Raw genomic sequence first — 16,986 nt, 5'->3', positions numbered from 1 at the left:
ATGCCGAAGTATACTTCGGCATTTTTATCGCTATTGCTACCGTGAAGACTGCCTAACAATCAATTTCGGTGGTAAGAGCGTAGAAGCCACTTCTTCTCCTCGGATCAGCCGAAGTAAGTTATCGACCAGCATTTGACCGGCCAGTGTGGTGTTTTGTTGTACCGTCGTCAAAGAGGGGGAGACATAGCCTGCCGCAGCAATGTTGTCGAAGCCAACCACATGTACGTCATGGGGCACGCGGATCCCAGCTTCTTGTAAGGCCTTAATCGCACCTATTGCAATAAGGTCACTGGCGGCAAACAAGGCATTGAATTTAACGTTATTGGCGATAAGTGAGCGGGTGGCATGGTATCCTGAGTCTTCGGTGGAAATAGCATTGGCTATTTTACGGTCGCTGACTTCGATCCCTTTTTGGCTGAGCGTATCTCTAAATCCTTTAAAACGGGCAAAAAATTCAGGGCTATGATCAGAAGCGTCGCCTATAAAAGCGCAATCTGTCCTCACCATTTCAATTAAATGTTTGGCGGCCAATACTCCACCACCGTAGTTGTCGCAACTCACTGTTAGATCGGGACGGTCATCCACTGTTGCACCCCAACACACAAACTTAGTGTGGTTGTCGAGGAGGGTTTGTAGTTTCGATTGGTAATCGATGTAATCACCATACCCTAGCAAAATAAGACCATCTGCACGGTGACTATCCTCATAGTCGGCATGCCAATCACTACTGGTAGATTGAAACGAGACTAAGAGGTCATAACCTTCTTTTGCACATGCTCGAGTGATGCTACCTAACATGCTTAAAAAGAAAGGGTTTATTTGTGACTCATCTTCAGTTGGGTCTTCAAATAACAAAAGTGCCAGCGTACTACTTTGCTGAGTGCGCAAATTGCTCGCGTTCTTATCGACTTTATAATTCAGCTTTTTAGCAATCTCGTGAACACGACGACGCGTTTCTTCGTTAACCAACGGGCTATTTCTTAGGGCGCGCGATACTGTAGATTGCGATACACCAGCATAGTGGGCGATATCAAATGAAGTTGCTTTACCTTTCATGTTCTTCTCAACGCTTTAGACTTTGACATTGTCAGTCATTCAATTTTTTTTTCAACCAATTTCAGAGAATTTGCAAATTTTTTATTGATACAGTCTGACACCGGTGTCATAATGTCGATGTTTTATCATTTTGTTGTCAAAACGTATTTGGCTGCCCTATGCCAAGGGCAGCACTTTTTTACCAATAAATTCAATAAAGGTAAGAGCAAAAGCCAAGGCGTGCAAAATTTTGGCGAGCTGAGACAATAAATTGCAGGACATGTGCTGGCAGCCCAGATGTTAGCCCAAGCATAATCGCAGTGATAAAGAGATAATAATATGAGCCAGACAACAAGCCATTCATCCGTGCCGTTTGAACCGATTGTCGTTGCCGACATCGGGGGGACAAACGCCAGATTTGCGATCGTGTCAGATTTTGACTCGCGAACCAATCACTTTTTAATTACCCATCAAGCCACTTTTCCTAGTGCTGAATTCCAATCTTTTGAAGCCGCTATCCAAAAATATTTAACTGAGCTACCTGTTGCGCAACCTACTCGAGCATGCCTCGCAGTTGCCGGGCCAATTAAGTCTCAGCAAGTTCATTTAACTAATTTAGGGTGGCATTTTAATTCTGAAGATATTAAGTCTCAGTTTGATTTTCAACAACTGGCAGTCATCAACGACTTTGCTGCGTTCGCATACGCCGCTCCATACTTGGCGCTAGAGAAAAACCTTGTGATTAAGCAAGGTCAACCAGAGCTCGGGGCAAATATTGGTGTTATGGGCCCAGGTACGGGATTTGGCGCCGCATGTCTTGCCAGAGATATTAACGGCAGTGCCGTCATGAGCTGTGAGGCTGGGCATATCACCCTAGCACCGGTGACAGCTCTTGATAAAGAACTTCTAAAAGTACTTAGGGCTAATATTCAACATGTATCGGTAGAAACGGTGTTTTCTGGCCCTGGTATCGCACGGCTTTACAAGGCAATGGCAGAAGTGCGCGGTGAACAAGCCAAAGACTTGAATGCAGCACAGATCAGTGCGCTTGCCAAAGAGTGTAAGGTATGTGATGCCACCTTGAGTCACTTTTGTGATTGGATGGGGAGCGTTGCAGGTGACTTAGCACTTACATTTGGTGCATTAGGTGGCGTTTATATTGGTGGTGGCATACTGCCACGCATGCAGACTCGCTTGCAAGCGAGTAGCTTTGTTGAGCGCTTTACCGAAAAAGGCATGATGTCGCAATATACTAGCCAAATTCCAGTTACTTTAGTTGTACAAGATAATATCCCGCTTATCGGCGCGGCTGCATGTATTCATGAGCGACGGGGAGCTTGAGGGTAACGTAATGAAAAAAGTAACCATTAATAGTGTCGCTGAGTATGCTGGGGTGTCTAAAAAGACCGTCTCTAGGGTGTTGAATAACGAGCCCAATGTTAGTCCTGCAACGCGAGAAAAAGTGCTTAAGGTTTTTGAAGAGCTCAACTATAAGCCAAACCCAATTGCGCGAGGCCTCGCACAAAATCGTAGCTTTATTATTGGTTGTCTGTACGATAATCCATCGAAAAGTTATATTACACGGGTGCAAAGTGGTGCGCTAGAGGCGTGTCAAAAGCATAGTTACAATTTATTGATCCATCCGTGTGAGCTACGTGGTCAAGATCTAATCGATAATGTAGAACAGTTACTTACCACCTCTAGGCTTGATGGCATCGTGCTTACTCCACCATTTTCGGATTCTAAAGAGCTGATAGCCTTTTTAAAACAGCGCAAAATACCTTATGCCCGTGTTGCCTCGGCAATTGAAGGGGATGACTCTATCTCGATCCGAAGCAATGATGAGCAAGGTGCGTTTGAACTAACGGAGCATTTGATTAAGTTAGGCCATACCGAGATAGCCTTTATCAAAGGTCACCCAGATCACAGTGCAACAGAAAATCGCTTTTCAGGTTACCAACAGGCATTAGCAAAACACGGAATAGCATATCGAGAGCGCTTGGTAGCAGAAGGTAACTTCAGTTATCACTCTGGTGCAGACAGTGCAAAAGCGATTTTAGATTTGGACCCGAGACCGACAGCAGTTTTTGCCTCCAATGATTACATGGCAGCGGCGGTATTGAAGCTGGCTACCCAACGAGAGATAAAAGTACCAGAACAACTGTCTATTGCTGGGTTTGATAACGCACCAATCGCAAGGCATATTTGGCCTGGATTGACGACCATCGCACAACCGGTGGAAGAAATGACGCGTATTGCCGTCGAAGAGCTAATTAAGCATATTTCACAACCACAAGAGATACCATTTCAACAGGTACTCGAAGCCAAACTAATCACTAGAGAGTCAACTCAGGCGCGCTCGAGTTCGTAACAATTTCAATTTTTATACTTGCCCCAAAGCCCAATGCTCTGTCATTGGGCTTTTTATTTTCCGAATTCCCCCTTTTCTCGGTAAGTCAGAATTAACCCATTAACGGCATAATTTTTAATAAAATCATGTTAGTAATGAGTTTTGGTAAGTAAGTGGCCAAGAAATTTTAGATGGTTATAATTTGGTCATTTTAAAAAGTTAGACTAAATTTATAAGAAAGGTTGACACCGGTGTCAGCTTTATGCGTAAATATAGTGACACCGGTGTCAGGTTGGGGTGAGAGACAACCTGATAGCGTACCTTTGAACGGGTAAATCAAAGCAGCTCTGTACAAGGATTGCCACGAATGCTGGCAATCGTGCAGAGCCTTTTTCCTCTAACACTAGAGAGTCAGTAATATGTTGCATCCACGAATTCAGGAAGTCACCGAACGCGTCATTGAGCGAAGCAAAGCAACACGTCAAGCCTATTTAGCTCGAATCCAACAAGCAAAAAAACAAACGCGCGTACGAGCGGGACTGGGCTGTGGAAACCTAGCACACGTCATGGCTGCATGTTCAAGCAGTGACAAGGCTCGTCTAAAAGAAGACGAGCAACCAAATCTAGCAATTATCAATTCATACAACGACATGTTGTCGGCGCATGAACCATATAAAGAATATCCAGATTTAATCAAAGCAGTGGCAAATAAATTTGATGCGACTGCGCAAGTAGCAGGTGGTGTACCTGCGATGTGTGATGGTGTCACACAAGGTCGTGACGGGATGGAACTGTCTTTGTTCTCTCGTGATGTGATTGCTATGTCAACTGCCGTTGCACTTTCACACGACGTATTTGACGGGGTTTTCTGTCTTGGCGTATGTGACAAAATTGTCCCGGGATTATTAATTGGTGCGCTGTCGTTTGGCCACCTACCAATTTACTTCTTGCCAGCCGGTCCAATGCAGTCGGGCATTCCGAACAAAGAGAAGGCGCGCGTACGTCAAAAGTTTGCGCAAGGCCTAGTGAGTCGTGAAGAGCTACTTGAAGCAGAAAGCGCCTCTTACCACAGTGCTGGCACCTGTACTTTCTATGGAACAGCAAACTCGAATCAAATGTTAATGGAGATCATGGGTCTACATTTACCGGGTAGCTCGTTCATTAATCCTTATACAGAATTGCGTGATGGCTTAACAGCGAGTGCGGTTGAAACGATGCTAACACAGCTACTTGACGGTAAAAGTGGTAATGCCCTAGCGGATATCGTGAGTGAAAAAACCGTGATCAACGGATTAGTTGGTTTATTGTCTACTGGTGGTTCTACCAACCATGCTATTCACTTAGTGGCGATGGCAAAAGCAGCTGGTGTTCAAATTACGTGGAAAGACATGGCTGACTTGTCTGAAGTAGTACCATTACTAACGCGTATCTATCCAAATGGCCACGCCGATGTCAATCACTTCCAAGCCGCGGGTGGTATGGGCTTCTTGATGCGTGAGTTACGAGACGGTGGTTTCTTGCATAACGACGTAAAGACTATCGTAGGTGAGGGGCTTGATGCTTACACCATGGAGCCATTACTGGATATCAACAGTAATGTGATTGTTAGCGATAACCAAGGCCCTGCCAAAGTAAAGTGGGTGCCTGTACCTGAAAACTCACTTGATGAAGAAGTATTGCGTCCCGTTGCGAACCCATTCAATAAGCAAGGTGGTCTGCAGCTATTGAACGGCAACTTAGGTAAAGCGGTGATCAAAGTATCCGCAGTACAAGAACAACATCAAACGGTGACAGCACCTGCGAAAGTGTTTAGTTCTCAAGGGGAGCTACAAGAGGCTTTTGCAGCTGGCAAATTGAACCAAGACTTTATTGCTGTGATCAAAGAGCAAGGGCCGAAGGCCAAAGGGATGCCTGAGCTGCACAAATTGACGCCGGTGATGGCAACGCTACAGGATCAAGGTTTTAAAGTAGCCATCGTCACCGATGGTCGTATGTCTGGTGCTTCAGGTAAAGTTCCTGCGGCAATCCACCTAGCACCGGAAGCAGTTGAAGGTGGCGCAATTGCAAAAGTACATGAAGGCGATTTAATTACCTTAAATGCACCTAAAGGTGAACTAGTGCTACACGTATCAGATGAAGAGATGGCACAGCGAGAATTGCAGCTGTCGCCACAGTCACAAACATTTGGCACCGGTAGGGAACTATTTTCAGGATTTAGACACGTAGTGAGCAGTGCAGATCAAGGCGCATGCTCATTTGGCATCGAAGAATAAAAACAATGGGAATGAGGGTGAGCATGAGTATTAAAGAAATATTGTCAGCAGCACCAGTGGTTCCGGTTATCGTCATTGATAACCTAGAAGATGCAGTGCCACTTGCTACGGCGCTGTTTAATGGTGGCTTAAGAGCACTTGAAGTTACACTTCGTACACCGGTGGCAGCACAAGCGGTAAAAGACATTAAAGCGGCTTTACCAGACGCCTATGTGGGTACTGGTACGGTAGTGGATAAGGCAACTTTTAATGCCTCTGTAGAAGCCGGTGCTGACTTCATGGTAAGTCCAGGTGTTAATGACGAATTATTGGAACTGGCAAAATCGTCAAGCATTCCATTTCTTCCAGGTGCTGCAACGCCAAGCGAAGTGATGAAGCTTGCAAGTCATGGTTTTGAATTCTTAAAGTTTTTCCCAGCAGAAGCTGCTGGTGGTGCGCCAATGCTTAAATCCATTGGTGGACCAATTCCACAGGTAAAATTCTGTCCAACGGGCGGTATTTCGTTGGCAACTGCACCTAAGTATTTAGCACTCGACAATGTGGTATGTGTGGGCGGTACTTGGATGCTTGATAAAGCACTTATCGCAAGCAAAGACTGGCAAGCCATTGAAGCGCTTGCAAAACAAGCAAGTGAAGTAAAATAGATTAGGGGACAGTTATCATGATTAATATCGCAATTAATGGCTATGGACGTATCGGTCGTAACGTACTTCGCGCATTGTACGAGTCAGGCCAAAACAAAGAAATCAAAGTTGTTGCAATCAATGACCTTGCACCAGCGAATGTAAACGCCCACCTGACTCAGTTTGACTCTGTACATGGTCGCTTTCAAGAGCAGGTAGTGTTGAACGATAATACACTCGTTGTTGGCGGTGATGAAATTACGTTAACGCAAGAGCGTGATCCTGCGAATTTACCTTGGAAAGCACTAAACGTTGATATAGTACTTGAATGTACTGGTCTATTCACATCTCGTGAAGCTGCGGCTAAGCACATTGAAGCGGGTGCTAAGAAAGTGATTGTATCAGCGCCTGGTACAGATATGGATGCAACAGTTGTACATGGTGTAAACAGTGATGTACTTAATGCGGAATCGACGATTATTTCTAACGCATCATGTACTACAAACTGCTTAGCTCCTATCGCAAAAGTGTTAAACGACACGATTGGGATTGAGCAAGGTAGTATGACAACTATCCATGCATACACTAACGACCAGAATCTATCTGACGTATATCACAAAGACCTGTATCGTGCTCGCAGTGCAACTCAGTCAATGATCCCGACAAAAACAGGTGCGGCAAAAGCGGTTGGTTTAGTACTACCTGAACTTGCAGGTAAGCTAGATGGCATGGCTGTGCGTGTACCAACGATTAACGTGTCGCTTGTTGACCTAACGTTTGTTGCTAAGCGTGAGACTTCAAAAGAAGAAGTTAATGCTGCAATTAAAGCAGCTGCTGAGGGCGCGATGAGCGAAATCCTTGAGTATAATGAATTGCCATTGGTCTCTATCGATTTCAATCACAACCCAGCGTCGTCTGTTTTTGATTCTACTCAAACCAAGGTAGACGGAAAGCTTGTAAAAGTGATGGCTTGGTATGATAACGAATGGGGCTTCTCTTGCCGTATGTTAGACCAAGTTAAAGCACTTGGTGCATTCTTATAATCAGGATTAAATTCTGACCAAAAGCTCTGCTATGCGCAGAGCTTTTTTGTTTTTGACGGAAAAATTGCCATTCTTCCTTATCAATTAGTATAAGTTCCTTGAGGATCGGCACCGTATATGGAAAAATTCACCACACACATACCAATAACTCCAAACGAGGATTTAATTATGCGCATCATCTTGCTAGGCGCGCCGGGTGCAGGTAAAGGCACTCAAGCTCAGTTTCTAATGGACAAATATGGGATCCCACAGATCTCTACAGGCGACATGTTACGTGCTGCTATTAAAGAAGGTACACCGCTAGGTCTTGAAGCTAAGAAAGTCATGGACGCAGGTCAACTGGTATCTGATGAAATTATTATTGGCTTAGTAAAAGAGCGTATCGCAAAAGAAGATTGTGCCAATGGTTTCTTGCTTGACGGCTTCCCGCGCACTATCCCTCAAGCAGATGCAATGAAAGAAAATGGCATCAAGGTTGATCATGTGATTGAATTTGATGTAGCAGACGAAATCATCGTTGAGCGTATGAGTGGTCGTCGTGTACACCCAGGTTCTGGCCGTGTTTATCACATCGTTTACAACCCACCTAAGGTTGAAGGCAAAGATGACGTAACGGGTGAAGACCTTATCATTCGTGATGACGACACAGAAGAAACGGTACGTAAGCGTCTGGCTATCTACCACGAGCAAACTAAGCCACTTGTAGATTATTACAGTGCTGAAGCTGATGCAGGTAACACCCAGTATCACAAACTTGATGGTACTCAAGCTGTAGATGCAGTTAGCAAACAGTTAGGTGATCTACTGGGTTAAATTCTAGGAAGTTAGGAGCCATATATGAGTCATATGGCTCCTTGATTTTCCTACAATTGACCTCTTTTCTGTGTATTAACCCTTTTTAAAATACACCTCCACCCTCGAATTCTTTTTGCCTTTATCCAATCAAATCATAAAACTATTGTTTGAAGAACAACCCTTATCGAACACTACGTATATTAGACTAAACTTAGCTAAAGTTGCTTTGTTTGAAACTGATACTTTAACCTGAAGCCGTATTACACTCTATAAAAGCGCTCTGACAGGTAAACTGAGCTGTTTCTCTACATCATTGTGTTTGGTCGCTGAAAAGACTTGATGAAGATAAAAAAATCAGAACCGGACTATACGCATGTAAAACAATTACTTCGTAAGATGGACCCCGAAATAGTCGCTAGCTTTAGCTATAAACACTCGAGGATGGAACAATCATAAGATCGATTTTAGGCCGACATTAGCACTACCGTTTTTACCTTGGAGCTTTTATTTTGTTTTTCTTGGAGGATTAAACAAGCGCAGGCTGAGCCCCACTGAAAGAGTTACCGCCACTGTGATGTTTATACTTGCTTTGTTATTCTGCGGGTTAGTTTAACTTGGGATTATCTTTGTGCTGCTTTACTTGCTTAAATCTTGGCTTGGTATAGATATTTTTCCCAATGACTCTTTGGGGTTATGGGACCAATTTAATGCGTTATTTTGATAGCTTCAAATACGGTACAGCAAACATGCAGTAGTATGTTTTTTACATATTAAACACACAGCTATCAATTTAAGTCTCAGCCGTTTTCCTATTACTTAAAAAAGGAGCAACACTGTGCTCCTTTTTCTGTATAAACAGACACTAGGCTCCTAGTTAGCAGTCATTATCTATTCTTCCCCTTAATTTGTGCTCATTTATTTTTTGTCAATAGATTTCAAATACACATATAGCTGAAATAGTCAAAGCCAAGTATACAAGCGTTTTTAGCTCGGGGAAGCTAGCAACCCATTTTTCAATTAAGTGTGACAGGTTGCTATTGTACTTGCTTATAAATCGACTAGTTGAACCAGCTTTAGTGGTTCACCGTCTACATCAAATTCACCGATAACTTCTAGTAATCCATTACTGAGGTGGGGGACGTTATCCAACTCATATCTTTTGTGTTCATACGGAGCAAAGGAGATTGCTTTGTTCCAGATAGTATTGATACTTTCAAAGCGGTTGCTTGGGGTAAATTTGACCGTTATTGTTCCATGTGACTTTCCTGAATACGGGCCGGTTATCGTAACCACTAACTTGTTGTCTGTTTTTACAGTCATTTTAACGCCATCGAATACTTGTGTTGGGGTTAACAAAGTCTTCCTTTGGGTTAATCCACTCCAAGTAAAGGTCAAGAGCTGCTTTGCTTGGCTAGGCAGGGGAATATGGTATTCACCTGGAGAAAATTCCTTCGTGTGATTATTTGGGCCAAATGAAATTTTAACATTATGTTCGCTAGGATTATTGACGTAAAGGTAGTGTTTCTCTTCAAAATAGTAATTTTGTACATTGATACCACTCAGTGTGAAAAGGGCTTCATTTCCTAGCGTTGCTTGCCAGCTATGCATTAATCGGTTTAGGTTATCTTGATCAGCTTTGGTGACTGTCCTTGTAGTTTGTTTTTTGAAAATTTTGTCAAGTGACATCATGCAGTCAGGCAACTGTTCTTGATATTCGACACAGGTGTTAAAGGCATGAGCAAGCTGCTGAGCACCTTCAAAATGCCAAGGGTTAGGAGTTTCTTGTTTGGTGATTAAATACTGATGTTGGGGAAAGTAAGGCGTTATTTTGTGATTGTTGTTTCGTCCGAGCAAACTCACTTTATGAATATCTACGCTTGCGATATCTATCTCATTTGACCTGAAGTCGGCTAACTGAACATGATTTTTCGTGCTCAACTTGAGCGCTAGGACTCCAGCATGTTTGGTGAATGAAATAGCTAGTTGATGATGGGCTTGAATGTCTTCACGTAATGCCGGTAAGAGTGCAATAGACTGAGATGTGAACTGATCTCGATTACTCGAAATAGTGAGTTTAACTCCGTCTTGAAGAATAACTTGTAGCAGGTGATCTGCATCAAAGTCGACATCAGATCTGGGTATGAGTCCAAGCTTTGTATTTTTGCTCGACTCTTCTAATTCAGCTAACAGCGCAAAGCCTATCTCTCCACGTTGATATTGCTCCGACTCAAAATCGATCAGTAGCGCCATGCTGTTTTCCTCCTGGGGGCCAATTAAGGGAGTATTATCTGGCCTAGGAAAGTCCATAACCGGGTGGTTTGAAGCAAAATTTGGATGAATATCAAGGCGATTAAGCGCCTTACTCTCGCTATTTCTTAGCCAATATGCCGCACCACTTTGTTCCCATGGGCCGTTGACGATATAAAAGCTTGGAGTCGCAGAGTGTACAAATGCAGCAAACTGTTTTTCAAGCTGCGGCCAGTTAGAGAAGGTTTGCTTTAAAAGCGCATTAGCGGTTGGCAATGTTTGTTCTGAGTGTGGGTTTGCTTCCATCAGTGTGGCGATAAAGCGCTTAAAGTATTGGTAGCGTAAAGGGTCGCTCAACAGAAAGTGTACGATAAAAAAGTTGAGTCCACGCTTGAGCGTTGGGTCATCGTTAATTGTCTCAAAGGATGGCTGTCCACCTAGATGATACTGCTGTAAACCCAAGTGTAGATAGTTCATTGGAGCGCGGTCGAACACCATCACAGTTAATTGCTTTTTATCTGGATCGTACACGTGGCTTGCAATCGCATCAGCCATCCCTTCGGTGATCCAATTTGGTGCCCAAGTTGAGTGGCCATTAAGTGCCATATGAAACGCATGCATGGTCTCATGGATCACTATATAGCGCTGATGATGTTGGCGGTGACTCGGAAAATTGTATCCAGCACGGTTATAAAACATGGTTTCGCCGCCGGCATTTTTATGTACGCCGCGCAAAAAACCGTCGTCCAACATTGCCTCTTTGGTGCGCTGGCGGGAACTTCCGTAGACTACTGCAATTCTTTTTTTATCAATTGCAGCTGGTGCCATACCAAACAACTCAACGTAATGTGGGTAAGACATTTCCAGTAGTTCTAAATAAAGTCTTACTTTGTCTTCAGGCAAGTCACTTTTAAGCGCAAAGTGTTTACTGACCCACCAGTCATATCCCCGAGAGTTACCTATTTTTCCATCGCTATAGGTTATCGGAACTCGTTTTCCAACATACTGGATATCGATGTGCTTCAACGTGCTTACTCGGCCATTGACGCTCACTTCTGAGCGCATATCAGAAGGACTAGGAATGGCGACATCATTGTGTTGTGTGGCTTTACATCCACCGAGTAAAAAGAGTATCGCAATTAAGAGGGGATGCATCAGCACGCTACTTCGCACCGAAGTTATTCGATGATAAGGGGTATAAAACAGATAAAATAAAGACATGGCACTTTTCTCTCGTTATTATTTGTGTATATTGTATGCAATATAAAATAACAAAGATAACAGGTATTGTCATTATGCAAAATCAGCAGCGGTGGTGTGAGCCAGATATTAATGAGGTCAATCGGCCTGAGTCGCCTTCTGGGTTTGGTCAAACTTTTTACATCGCGAATATCATGGAGATATTTGAGAGGCTCGCTTGGTATGGTTTTTTTGCAGTGTCATCTATTTATATGACAACTCCAAAGTCACAAGGTGGTATTGGGTTTAATGATATTGAGCGAGGTGCCGTACAGGGGATTATTCCTTTTTTCTTATATCTTTTGCCTGTTGTAACTGGTGCGCTGGGCGACCGCGTTGGCTATAAAAAGATGTTCTTTTTCGCATTTTTGGTGATGACGCCAAGCTATTATTTAATGGGACAGGCACAAAGCTTTTGGCCATTTTTTATTGCACTGAGCTTTGTTGCACTGGGAGCCGCTTGTTTTAAACCTGTAGTTGTTGGCACAGTAAGCCATAGCACAACCGATGCGAATCGTGGTCTTGGCTTTGGGATTTTTTACACTATGGTGAATATTGGAGGCTTTTTAGGCCCGTTGGTTGCGGGGTATATGCGAGCTATCAGTTGGGATGCTGTGTTTATAATGTCTGCGGTTTGGATAGCAATCAATTTCATTCCTCTGATGCTATTTTATAAAGACCCTAAAACATTACCTAAAACCAAGCAGTCCCTCGCTCAAGTATTAACAACGGCACAGTCGGTGCTGGGTAATACGCGTTTAGCACTTACACTGTTTGTGGCATTGGCATTATTGATGTCAGCGGGAGTTGGGTTTTCTAACTACAGTCAAGCGTTTACTTGGATCGTAATTTGGTTCTTAGCCAACTGGGTGTGGGACCGAATGCTAATAAACCGAGCCGCAAATAAAACATGGTGGCTTCAGCCAATGAAGGTCAGCAACTTGCCATTTGCGTTATATTTGTTGATCCTCGCAGGCTTTTGGACCGTTTATAATCAGCTTTTTTATACCTTACCTTTGTATATTCGTGATTATGCAGACACACGAGATATATTGGCTTGGTTTGGCGACTCTGGCGTTTCGTTTTTAGCGCATGTTGATATTGATAAGTTAACGGCTGCCATTTTGACGCTGTTCAACGAGCTTAAGGAAAGCGGTGCAGTATCTGTTGAAACCATAAGGCTTGAATGGGTTCACCTTAAAGTGAATGTCCCCCATGAGCAAATACAGTTGATATTGCAAACGCTAAGTGCACTCCAAGATAATGGACAGGCACTTTCTCAGCAGCATGCGCGCACGCTTGCAGAGCAATTAGTGCAATATCGTCAAATCAATCCTGAATATCTCATTAATTTAGATTTTGCAGCCATTGTAATCGCACAAATTTTGGTGAGCTTCCTCTGTCAGCGGTTTAGACCATTTTATGTACTAATCTCAGGCCTACTGGTGATAGCAGTTGCATTTATCGCATTGCTTGGTGATAGCGGGTGGCTAAGTGGTCAGCTCATTGTTACGGTAATATTGCTGATCGCGCTTGGCGAAATGCTTGCCTCTCCTAAAAGCCAAGAGTATGTGGCGAGCATAGCACCGCAATCTCAAGCTGCGCTTTATATGGGGTACTACTTTGTTTCGATGGCACTGGGTTTCTTATTTGCAGGATTCTTATCAGGTTGGAGTTATAAAGTGTTAGTGCAAGAAATGGCGGCACCAGAGTTAATGTGGGGGCTATTTGCTGCTATTGCATTGATAACTGCCGCTGCCTTATTTTGGTTTAATAAAGTGATGATCAACAGAAAAACATAGCTTTATGAAATGGGAACAGTTATTGGTCGCGATCAGTTTGTTTGCAAGCCATAATCTTTCTACACTCAAGCAAAAAGAAGAGGAAGTAATATGAATAGTAAACTATGGATCAGCACCGCGCTCTTTGTTTCAAGCAATGTTTACGCGCAAACCTATGTTCTAAATGCAGACTCTGCGATTGATGTGGTGTCCGGTAAACTTATTTCACCAGTCACAGTGGTTGTTGAAGACAATAAAATCACCTCGATGGGAAAATCAAACCGTAAAGCCTACCCAAAAGGCGCAGAAGTGATAGATCTAAGTGGTCATACATTGTTACCGGGTTTGTACGATATGCATGTCCATCTTACTTCTGATGCACATGTTCATGGCTACAAAAGGTTACAACGCACTGCCCCTCGTGCGGCAATTACTGGCGTTAGAAACGCCAAGCGCACACTAGATGCGGGTTTTACGTCTGTTCGTAACCTCGGTGCTGCCGGTTATGCAGACATCGCGTTGAGAGATGCTATTTATGACGGTGACGTACCAGGCCCGCGTGTCAATGCTGCTGGGCCTTCGCTTGGGATCACAGGCGGCCATTGTGACAATAATTTGTTAACCCATGAACATAAAGTTTTTTCGGAAGGGGTTGCGGATGGTCCGTGGGCAGTCAGAAAAAAAGTACGTGAAAATATTAAATATGGTGCAAACTTAATTAAGTTCTGTGCGACGGGTGGTGTGCTTTCTAAAGGCACTAAGGTGGGAGCCCAGCAATACTCCCAAGAGGAAATGACGGCGATTGTAACTGAAGCACACTTACGCGGTTTAACGGTTGCTGCCCACGCCCATGGCACGGATGGTATCAAGTCTGCAATTAAAGCAGGTGTGAATTCAGTAGAGCATGTAAGTTTTGTGGATGACGAAGCCATTCAGCTGGCCAAGGACAAAGGCACATACTTTTCCATGGATATCTACAACACCGAATATATTCTTGGCGAGGGTGAGAAGGCAGGCATTTTACCTGAAAGCCTAGATAAAGAGCGTAAAGTTGGAGCTACCCAGCGTGCCAGCTTTACAAAAGCGGTAAAAGCGGGCGTGAATATGGTGTTTGGCTCTGACGCTGGGGTTTATCCTCATGGTGACAATGGTAAACAATTTAGCCGCATGGTGAAGTTTGGCATGACAGAGTTACAGGCCTTGCAGGCCGCTACTATTAACTCTGCGACGTTACTTAAGCAGCACACCCAGCTAGGCTCATTAGAGGCGGGCAAGCTCGCTGATATTATTGCTGTCAAAGGCAACCCACTGAAAGACATCAGCGTTATGGAAAATGTCACTTTTGTAATGAAGGACGGCAAAATAGAGAAGCAATAACTATTTCTAACTACGCGCAGTTTTAGATTCAAAAAACTGCGCGGACGCCTATACAGCCTCTAATTAGTCTCAAACTTATGGTACTGCTATTAGCTGTAGGCTTTTATAACTGCAACGGATGATGCGGTATTTACACTTTGCAGCGTATTTACCCCCTGCACTAAAGCTGCCTGAGCTGTAATGTTGTTACTTTCTTGCCCTGAGGCTGCGTTATGTGCAGCGTTTGACAAAGCTTGACTCACAGCAACCATGAGTTTACTGGTTGCCAGTGCGGGTGAGTCATTAAGGGTTCCAGTATTTGCTTGGGATATGGAATCTGTAATTTGATTATTTACAGCTGTTGGAAATGCCATAATTATCTCCTTTAATTTTCAGGCTCCGAGTGTGAACCGTCTTGCTCGATGTTCACCGTATTTGCTCTTTCAGTTTAGCCTGTAATTTTAAAACTGCACCTAATCCTTGAGATAAATCACCTAGATCTATGATAGGTAATTTTGGCTCACCTCCATTGTTTTGAATTTGCTATAACCTTTAAGCTTGTTAAATACTGCTGATTAATTTTAGTGCTATCCGCTGACAAACAACTCAAAAAAGCGCACAATAGTAGGTGTTGCCAGACAAGGTATTTCATGATGGATTTGAAATACCTAAGTGCTTTTTTAAGACCTTGAGAGTGCTTAAGTATTATACTTTTAAGGGCAACATGATGAATATGCAACTTCCTAAAATAGTAATAGTCGGTGGTGGTGCTGGTGGTTTAGAATTGGCAACGCAACTGGGACATAAACTCGGAAAAAAACACCAAGCAGAAATCTTATTAATTGATAAAAATCGCAGCCACATTTGGAAGCCGCTGCTTCATGAAGTCGCGACTGGGTCTATTGACGCCGACTTAGATGGTGTGGTTTATTCTGCTCATGCGGCAAAGCATTATTATCAGTTTCAACTCGGCAGTTTTAGCCATCTAGACTCAACCAATAAAACCATTACGCTGAGCGAGCTAAAAGACGAGCTCGGTCATTGCATTCTCCCAACGCGTCAAGTTAGTTATGACTATTTAGTGCTTGCTATTGGTAGCATTAGCAATGACTTTAACACACCAGGGGTAAAGGAACATTGCTTCTTTCTCGACTCTAACCAGCAAGCCGAGCGGTTCCAGCATGCACTCCTAGACAACTTTACGCGGTTACATCAAGACGATGATCCTAAGCACTCGTTAACCATTGGCATCGTTGGTGGTGGTGCCACGGGCGTTGAGCTTTCTGCAGAGCTATATCATGTGTCTGACATGCTGAAAATGTATGGGCTGAACAAAATGACAGCTAAGCGCCTACGTATTGACCTAATAGAAGCGGGCCCAAGAATATTACCAGCACTGCCTGAGCGAATAGCCAATTCAGCCAAAAGAGAACTTGTAAAACTAGGGGTCACAGTGAGAGAAAGCACCCAAGTAAAACAAGCGACCGAAAGCAGTTTTATCACCAGCGACGGAAACCAGTTAACAGCAGACATCAAAGTCTGGGCTGCTGGGGTAAAAGCACCTGACTTCATTAGAGATATAGAGGTGTTTGAGCTTACTCGCAATAACCAGATTAAGGTAAATCAATACCTTCAAAGTAGCGTTGATGAGCACATTTACGTTATTGGTGATCGCTGTGCCTTCACCCAAGAGGATGGTACGCAAGTGCCACCACGTGCGCAGTCGGCGCATCAAATGGCGCAATGTGTAGAGCAAAACTTAATTGCAACACTAAAAAACCAACCTCTAAGCGGGTTTACCTATAACGATCACGGTTCCTTAGTGAATTTATCTCGCTATAGCACCGTCGGCAGTTTAATGGGAAATCTAACCAGTAACAGCTTTTTTATTGAAGGCAAGATCGCGCGTTTTATGTATATCTCATTGTATAGAATGCATCAGCGTGCCATTCATGGCTTGGCAAAAACCTTTGCACTTTGGATAAGCGAAAAGGTGCTGCGAGTTGTGCGGCCAAAAATGAAACTACACTAAACTAACCTGAACTATTTTTGCATTTCTACAGCCGATGAAAGTCGGCTTTTTGCCTTGTTTGGTCCAAGGTTTATATCCCAACTTTGAAGTGCCTGTCCTTGAAAAAGTCAGATAACTAATGAAAGCTTGATTTAGATTGGTGATTAATCATTTCCTGTTTTTTGATTAACAAAAGCAGTCGTGAATACTGCGCTTTTGACCTAGTATATTAA

The 16,986-nt window shown here is 43.5% G+C and carries 12 protein-coding genes; 9 read left to right on the top strand and 3 right to left on the bottom strand.

Going from position 1 to position 16,986, the window contains the following annotated elements; genetic code table 11:
* Positions 1-36 precede the first annotated feature (36 nt).
* The gene (locus CEX98_RS08435) at positions 37-1,056 is read right to left on the bottom strand and encodes a LacI family DNA-binding transcriptional regulator (protein ID WP_099641643.1); all 1,020 of its coding nucleotides are present in this window, start codon (positions 1,054-1,056) and stop codon (positions 37-39) included.
* Between the two features lie 318 nt (positions 1,057-1,374).
* Between CEX98_RS08435 and glk the strand changes: the two genes are divergently transcribed.
* From glk to adk, 6 genes are all read left to right on the top strand, one after another.
* Entirely contained in the window at positions 1,375-2,376 is a 1,002-nt protein-coding gene (gene glk, locus CEX98_RS08430; protein WP_099641642.1) for a glucokinase, read from the top strand.
* A gap of 10 nt (positions 2,377-2,386) precedes the next feature.
* Positions 2,387-3,406: a LacI family DNA-binding transcriptional regulator gene (locus tag CEX98_RS08425; protein WP_099641641.1), complete on the top strand. Its 1,020-nt coding sequence runs from the start codon at positions 2,387-2,389 to the stop codon at positions 3,404-3,406.
* Positions 3,407-3,804: 398 nt separating this feature from the next.
* Positions 3,805-5,658 carry a phosphogluconate dehydratase gene (edd, locus tag CEX98_RS08420; protein WP_099641640.1) on the top strand — a complete coding sequence of 618 codons (1,854 nt, stop codon included), beginning with the start codon at positions 3,805-3,807 and terminating at the stop codon, positions 5,656-5,658.
* A gap of 23 nt (positions 5,659-5,681) precedes the next feature.
* A complete protein-coding gene (locus CEX98_RS08415; protein WP_099641639.1) occupies positions 5,682-6,302 on the top strand; it encodes a bifunctional 4-hydroxy-2-oxoglutarate aldolase/2-dehydro-3-deoxy-phosphogluconate aldolase in 621 nt (206 codons plus the stop codon).
* 17 nt (positions 6,303-6,319) lie between these two features.
* Entirely contained in the window at positions 6,320-7,324 is a 1,005-nt protein-coding gene (gap, locus tag CEX98_RS08410; RefSeq protein ID WP_099641638.1) for a type I glyceraldehyde-3-phosphate dehydrogenase, read from the top strand.
* Between the two features lie 168 nt (positions 7,325-7,492).
* The gene (adk, locus tag CEX98_RS08405) at positions 7,493-8,137 is read left to right on the top strand and encodes an adenylate kinase (protein ID WP_099641637.1); all 645 of its coding nucleotides are present in this window, start codon (positions 7,493-7,495) and stop codon (positions 8,135-8,137) included.
* Positions 8,138-9,166: 1,029 nt separating this feature from the next.
* Here adk and CEX98_RS08395 read toward each other — a convergent pair.
* Entirely contained in the window at positions 9,167-11,521 is a 2,355-nt protein-coding gene (locus CEX98_RS08395; RefSeq protein ID WP_242441665.1) for a hypothetical protein, read from the bottom strand.
* 140 nt (positions 11,522-11,661) lie between these two features.
* Between CEX98_RS08395 and CEX98_RS08390 the strand changes: the two genes are divergently transcribed.
* Both CEX98_RS08390 and CEX98_RS08385 read left to right on the top strand, forming a co-directional pair.
* The gene (locus tag CEX98_RS08390; protein WP_099641635.1) at positions 11,662-13,407 is read left to right on the top strand and encodes an MFS transporter; all 1,746 of its coding nucleotides are present in this window, start codon (positions 11,662-11,664) and stop codon (positions 13,405-13,407) included.
* A gap of 90 nt (positions 13,408-13,497) precedes the next feature.
* A complete protein-coding gene (locus CEX98_RS08385) occupies positions 13,498-14,763 on the top strand; it encodes a metal-dependent hydrolase family protein (RefSeq protein ID WP_099641634.1) in 1,266 nt (421 codons plus the stop codon).
* An 89-nt stretch (positions 14,764-14,852) separates the two neighbouring features.
* Here the strand turns inward: CEX98_RS08385 and CEX98_RS08380 are convergent, their stop codons facing one another.
* On the bottom strand, positions 14,853-15,116 hold the full coding sequence (locus CEX98_RS08380; RefSeq protein WP_099641633.1) for a RebB family R body protein: 264 nt from the start codon (positions 15,114-15,116) through the stop codon (positions 14,853-14,855).
* Between the two features lie 353 nt (positions 15,117-15,469).
* Here CEX98_RS08380 and CEX98_RS08375 point away from each other — a divergent pair, with 353 nt between their 5' ends.
* Entirely contained in the window at positions 15,470-16,774 is a 1,305-nt protein-coding gene (locus CEX98_RS08375; RefSeq protein ID WP_099641632.1) for an NAD(P)/FAD-dependent oxidoreductase, read from the top strand.
* The last annotated feature ends 212 nt before the right edge of the window (positions 16,775-16,986 follow it).

It is taken from the genome of Pseudoalteromonas piscicida (assembly GCF_002744175.1).
Taxonomy (GTDB): Bacteria; Pseudomonadota; Gammaproteobacteria; order Enterobacterales; family Alteromonadaceae; genus Pseudoalteromonas; species Pseudoalteromonas piscicida_B.
Note: the sequence above shows the minus strand (reverse complement) of the source record. Positions and strands in the feature narration are given on the sequence as shown.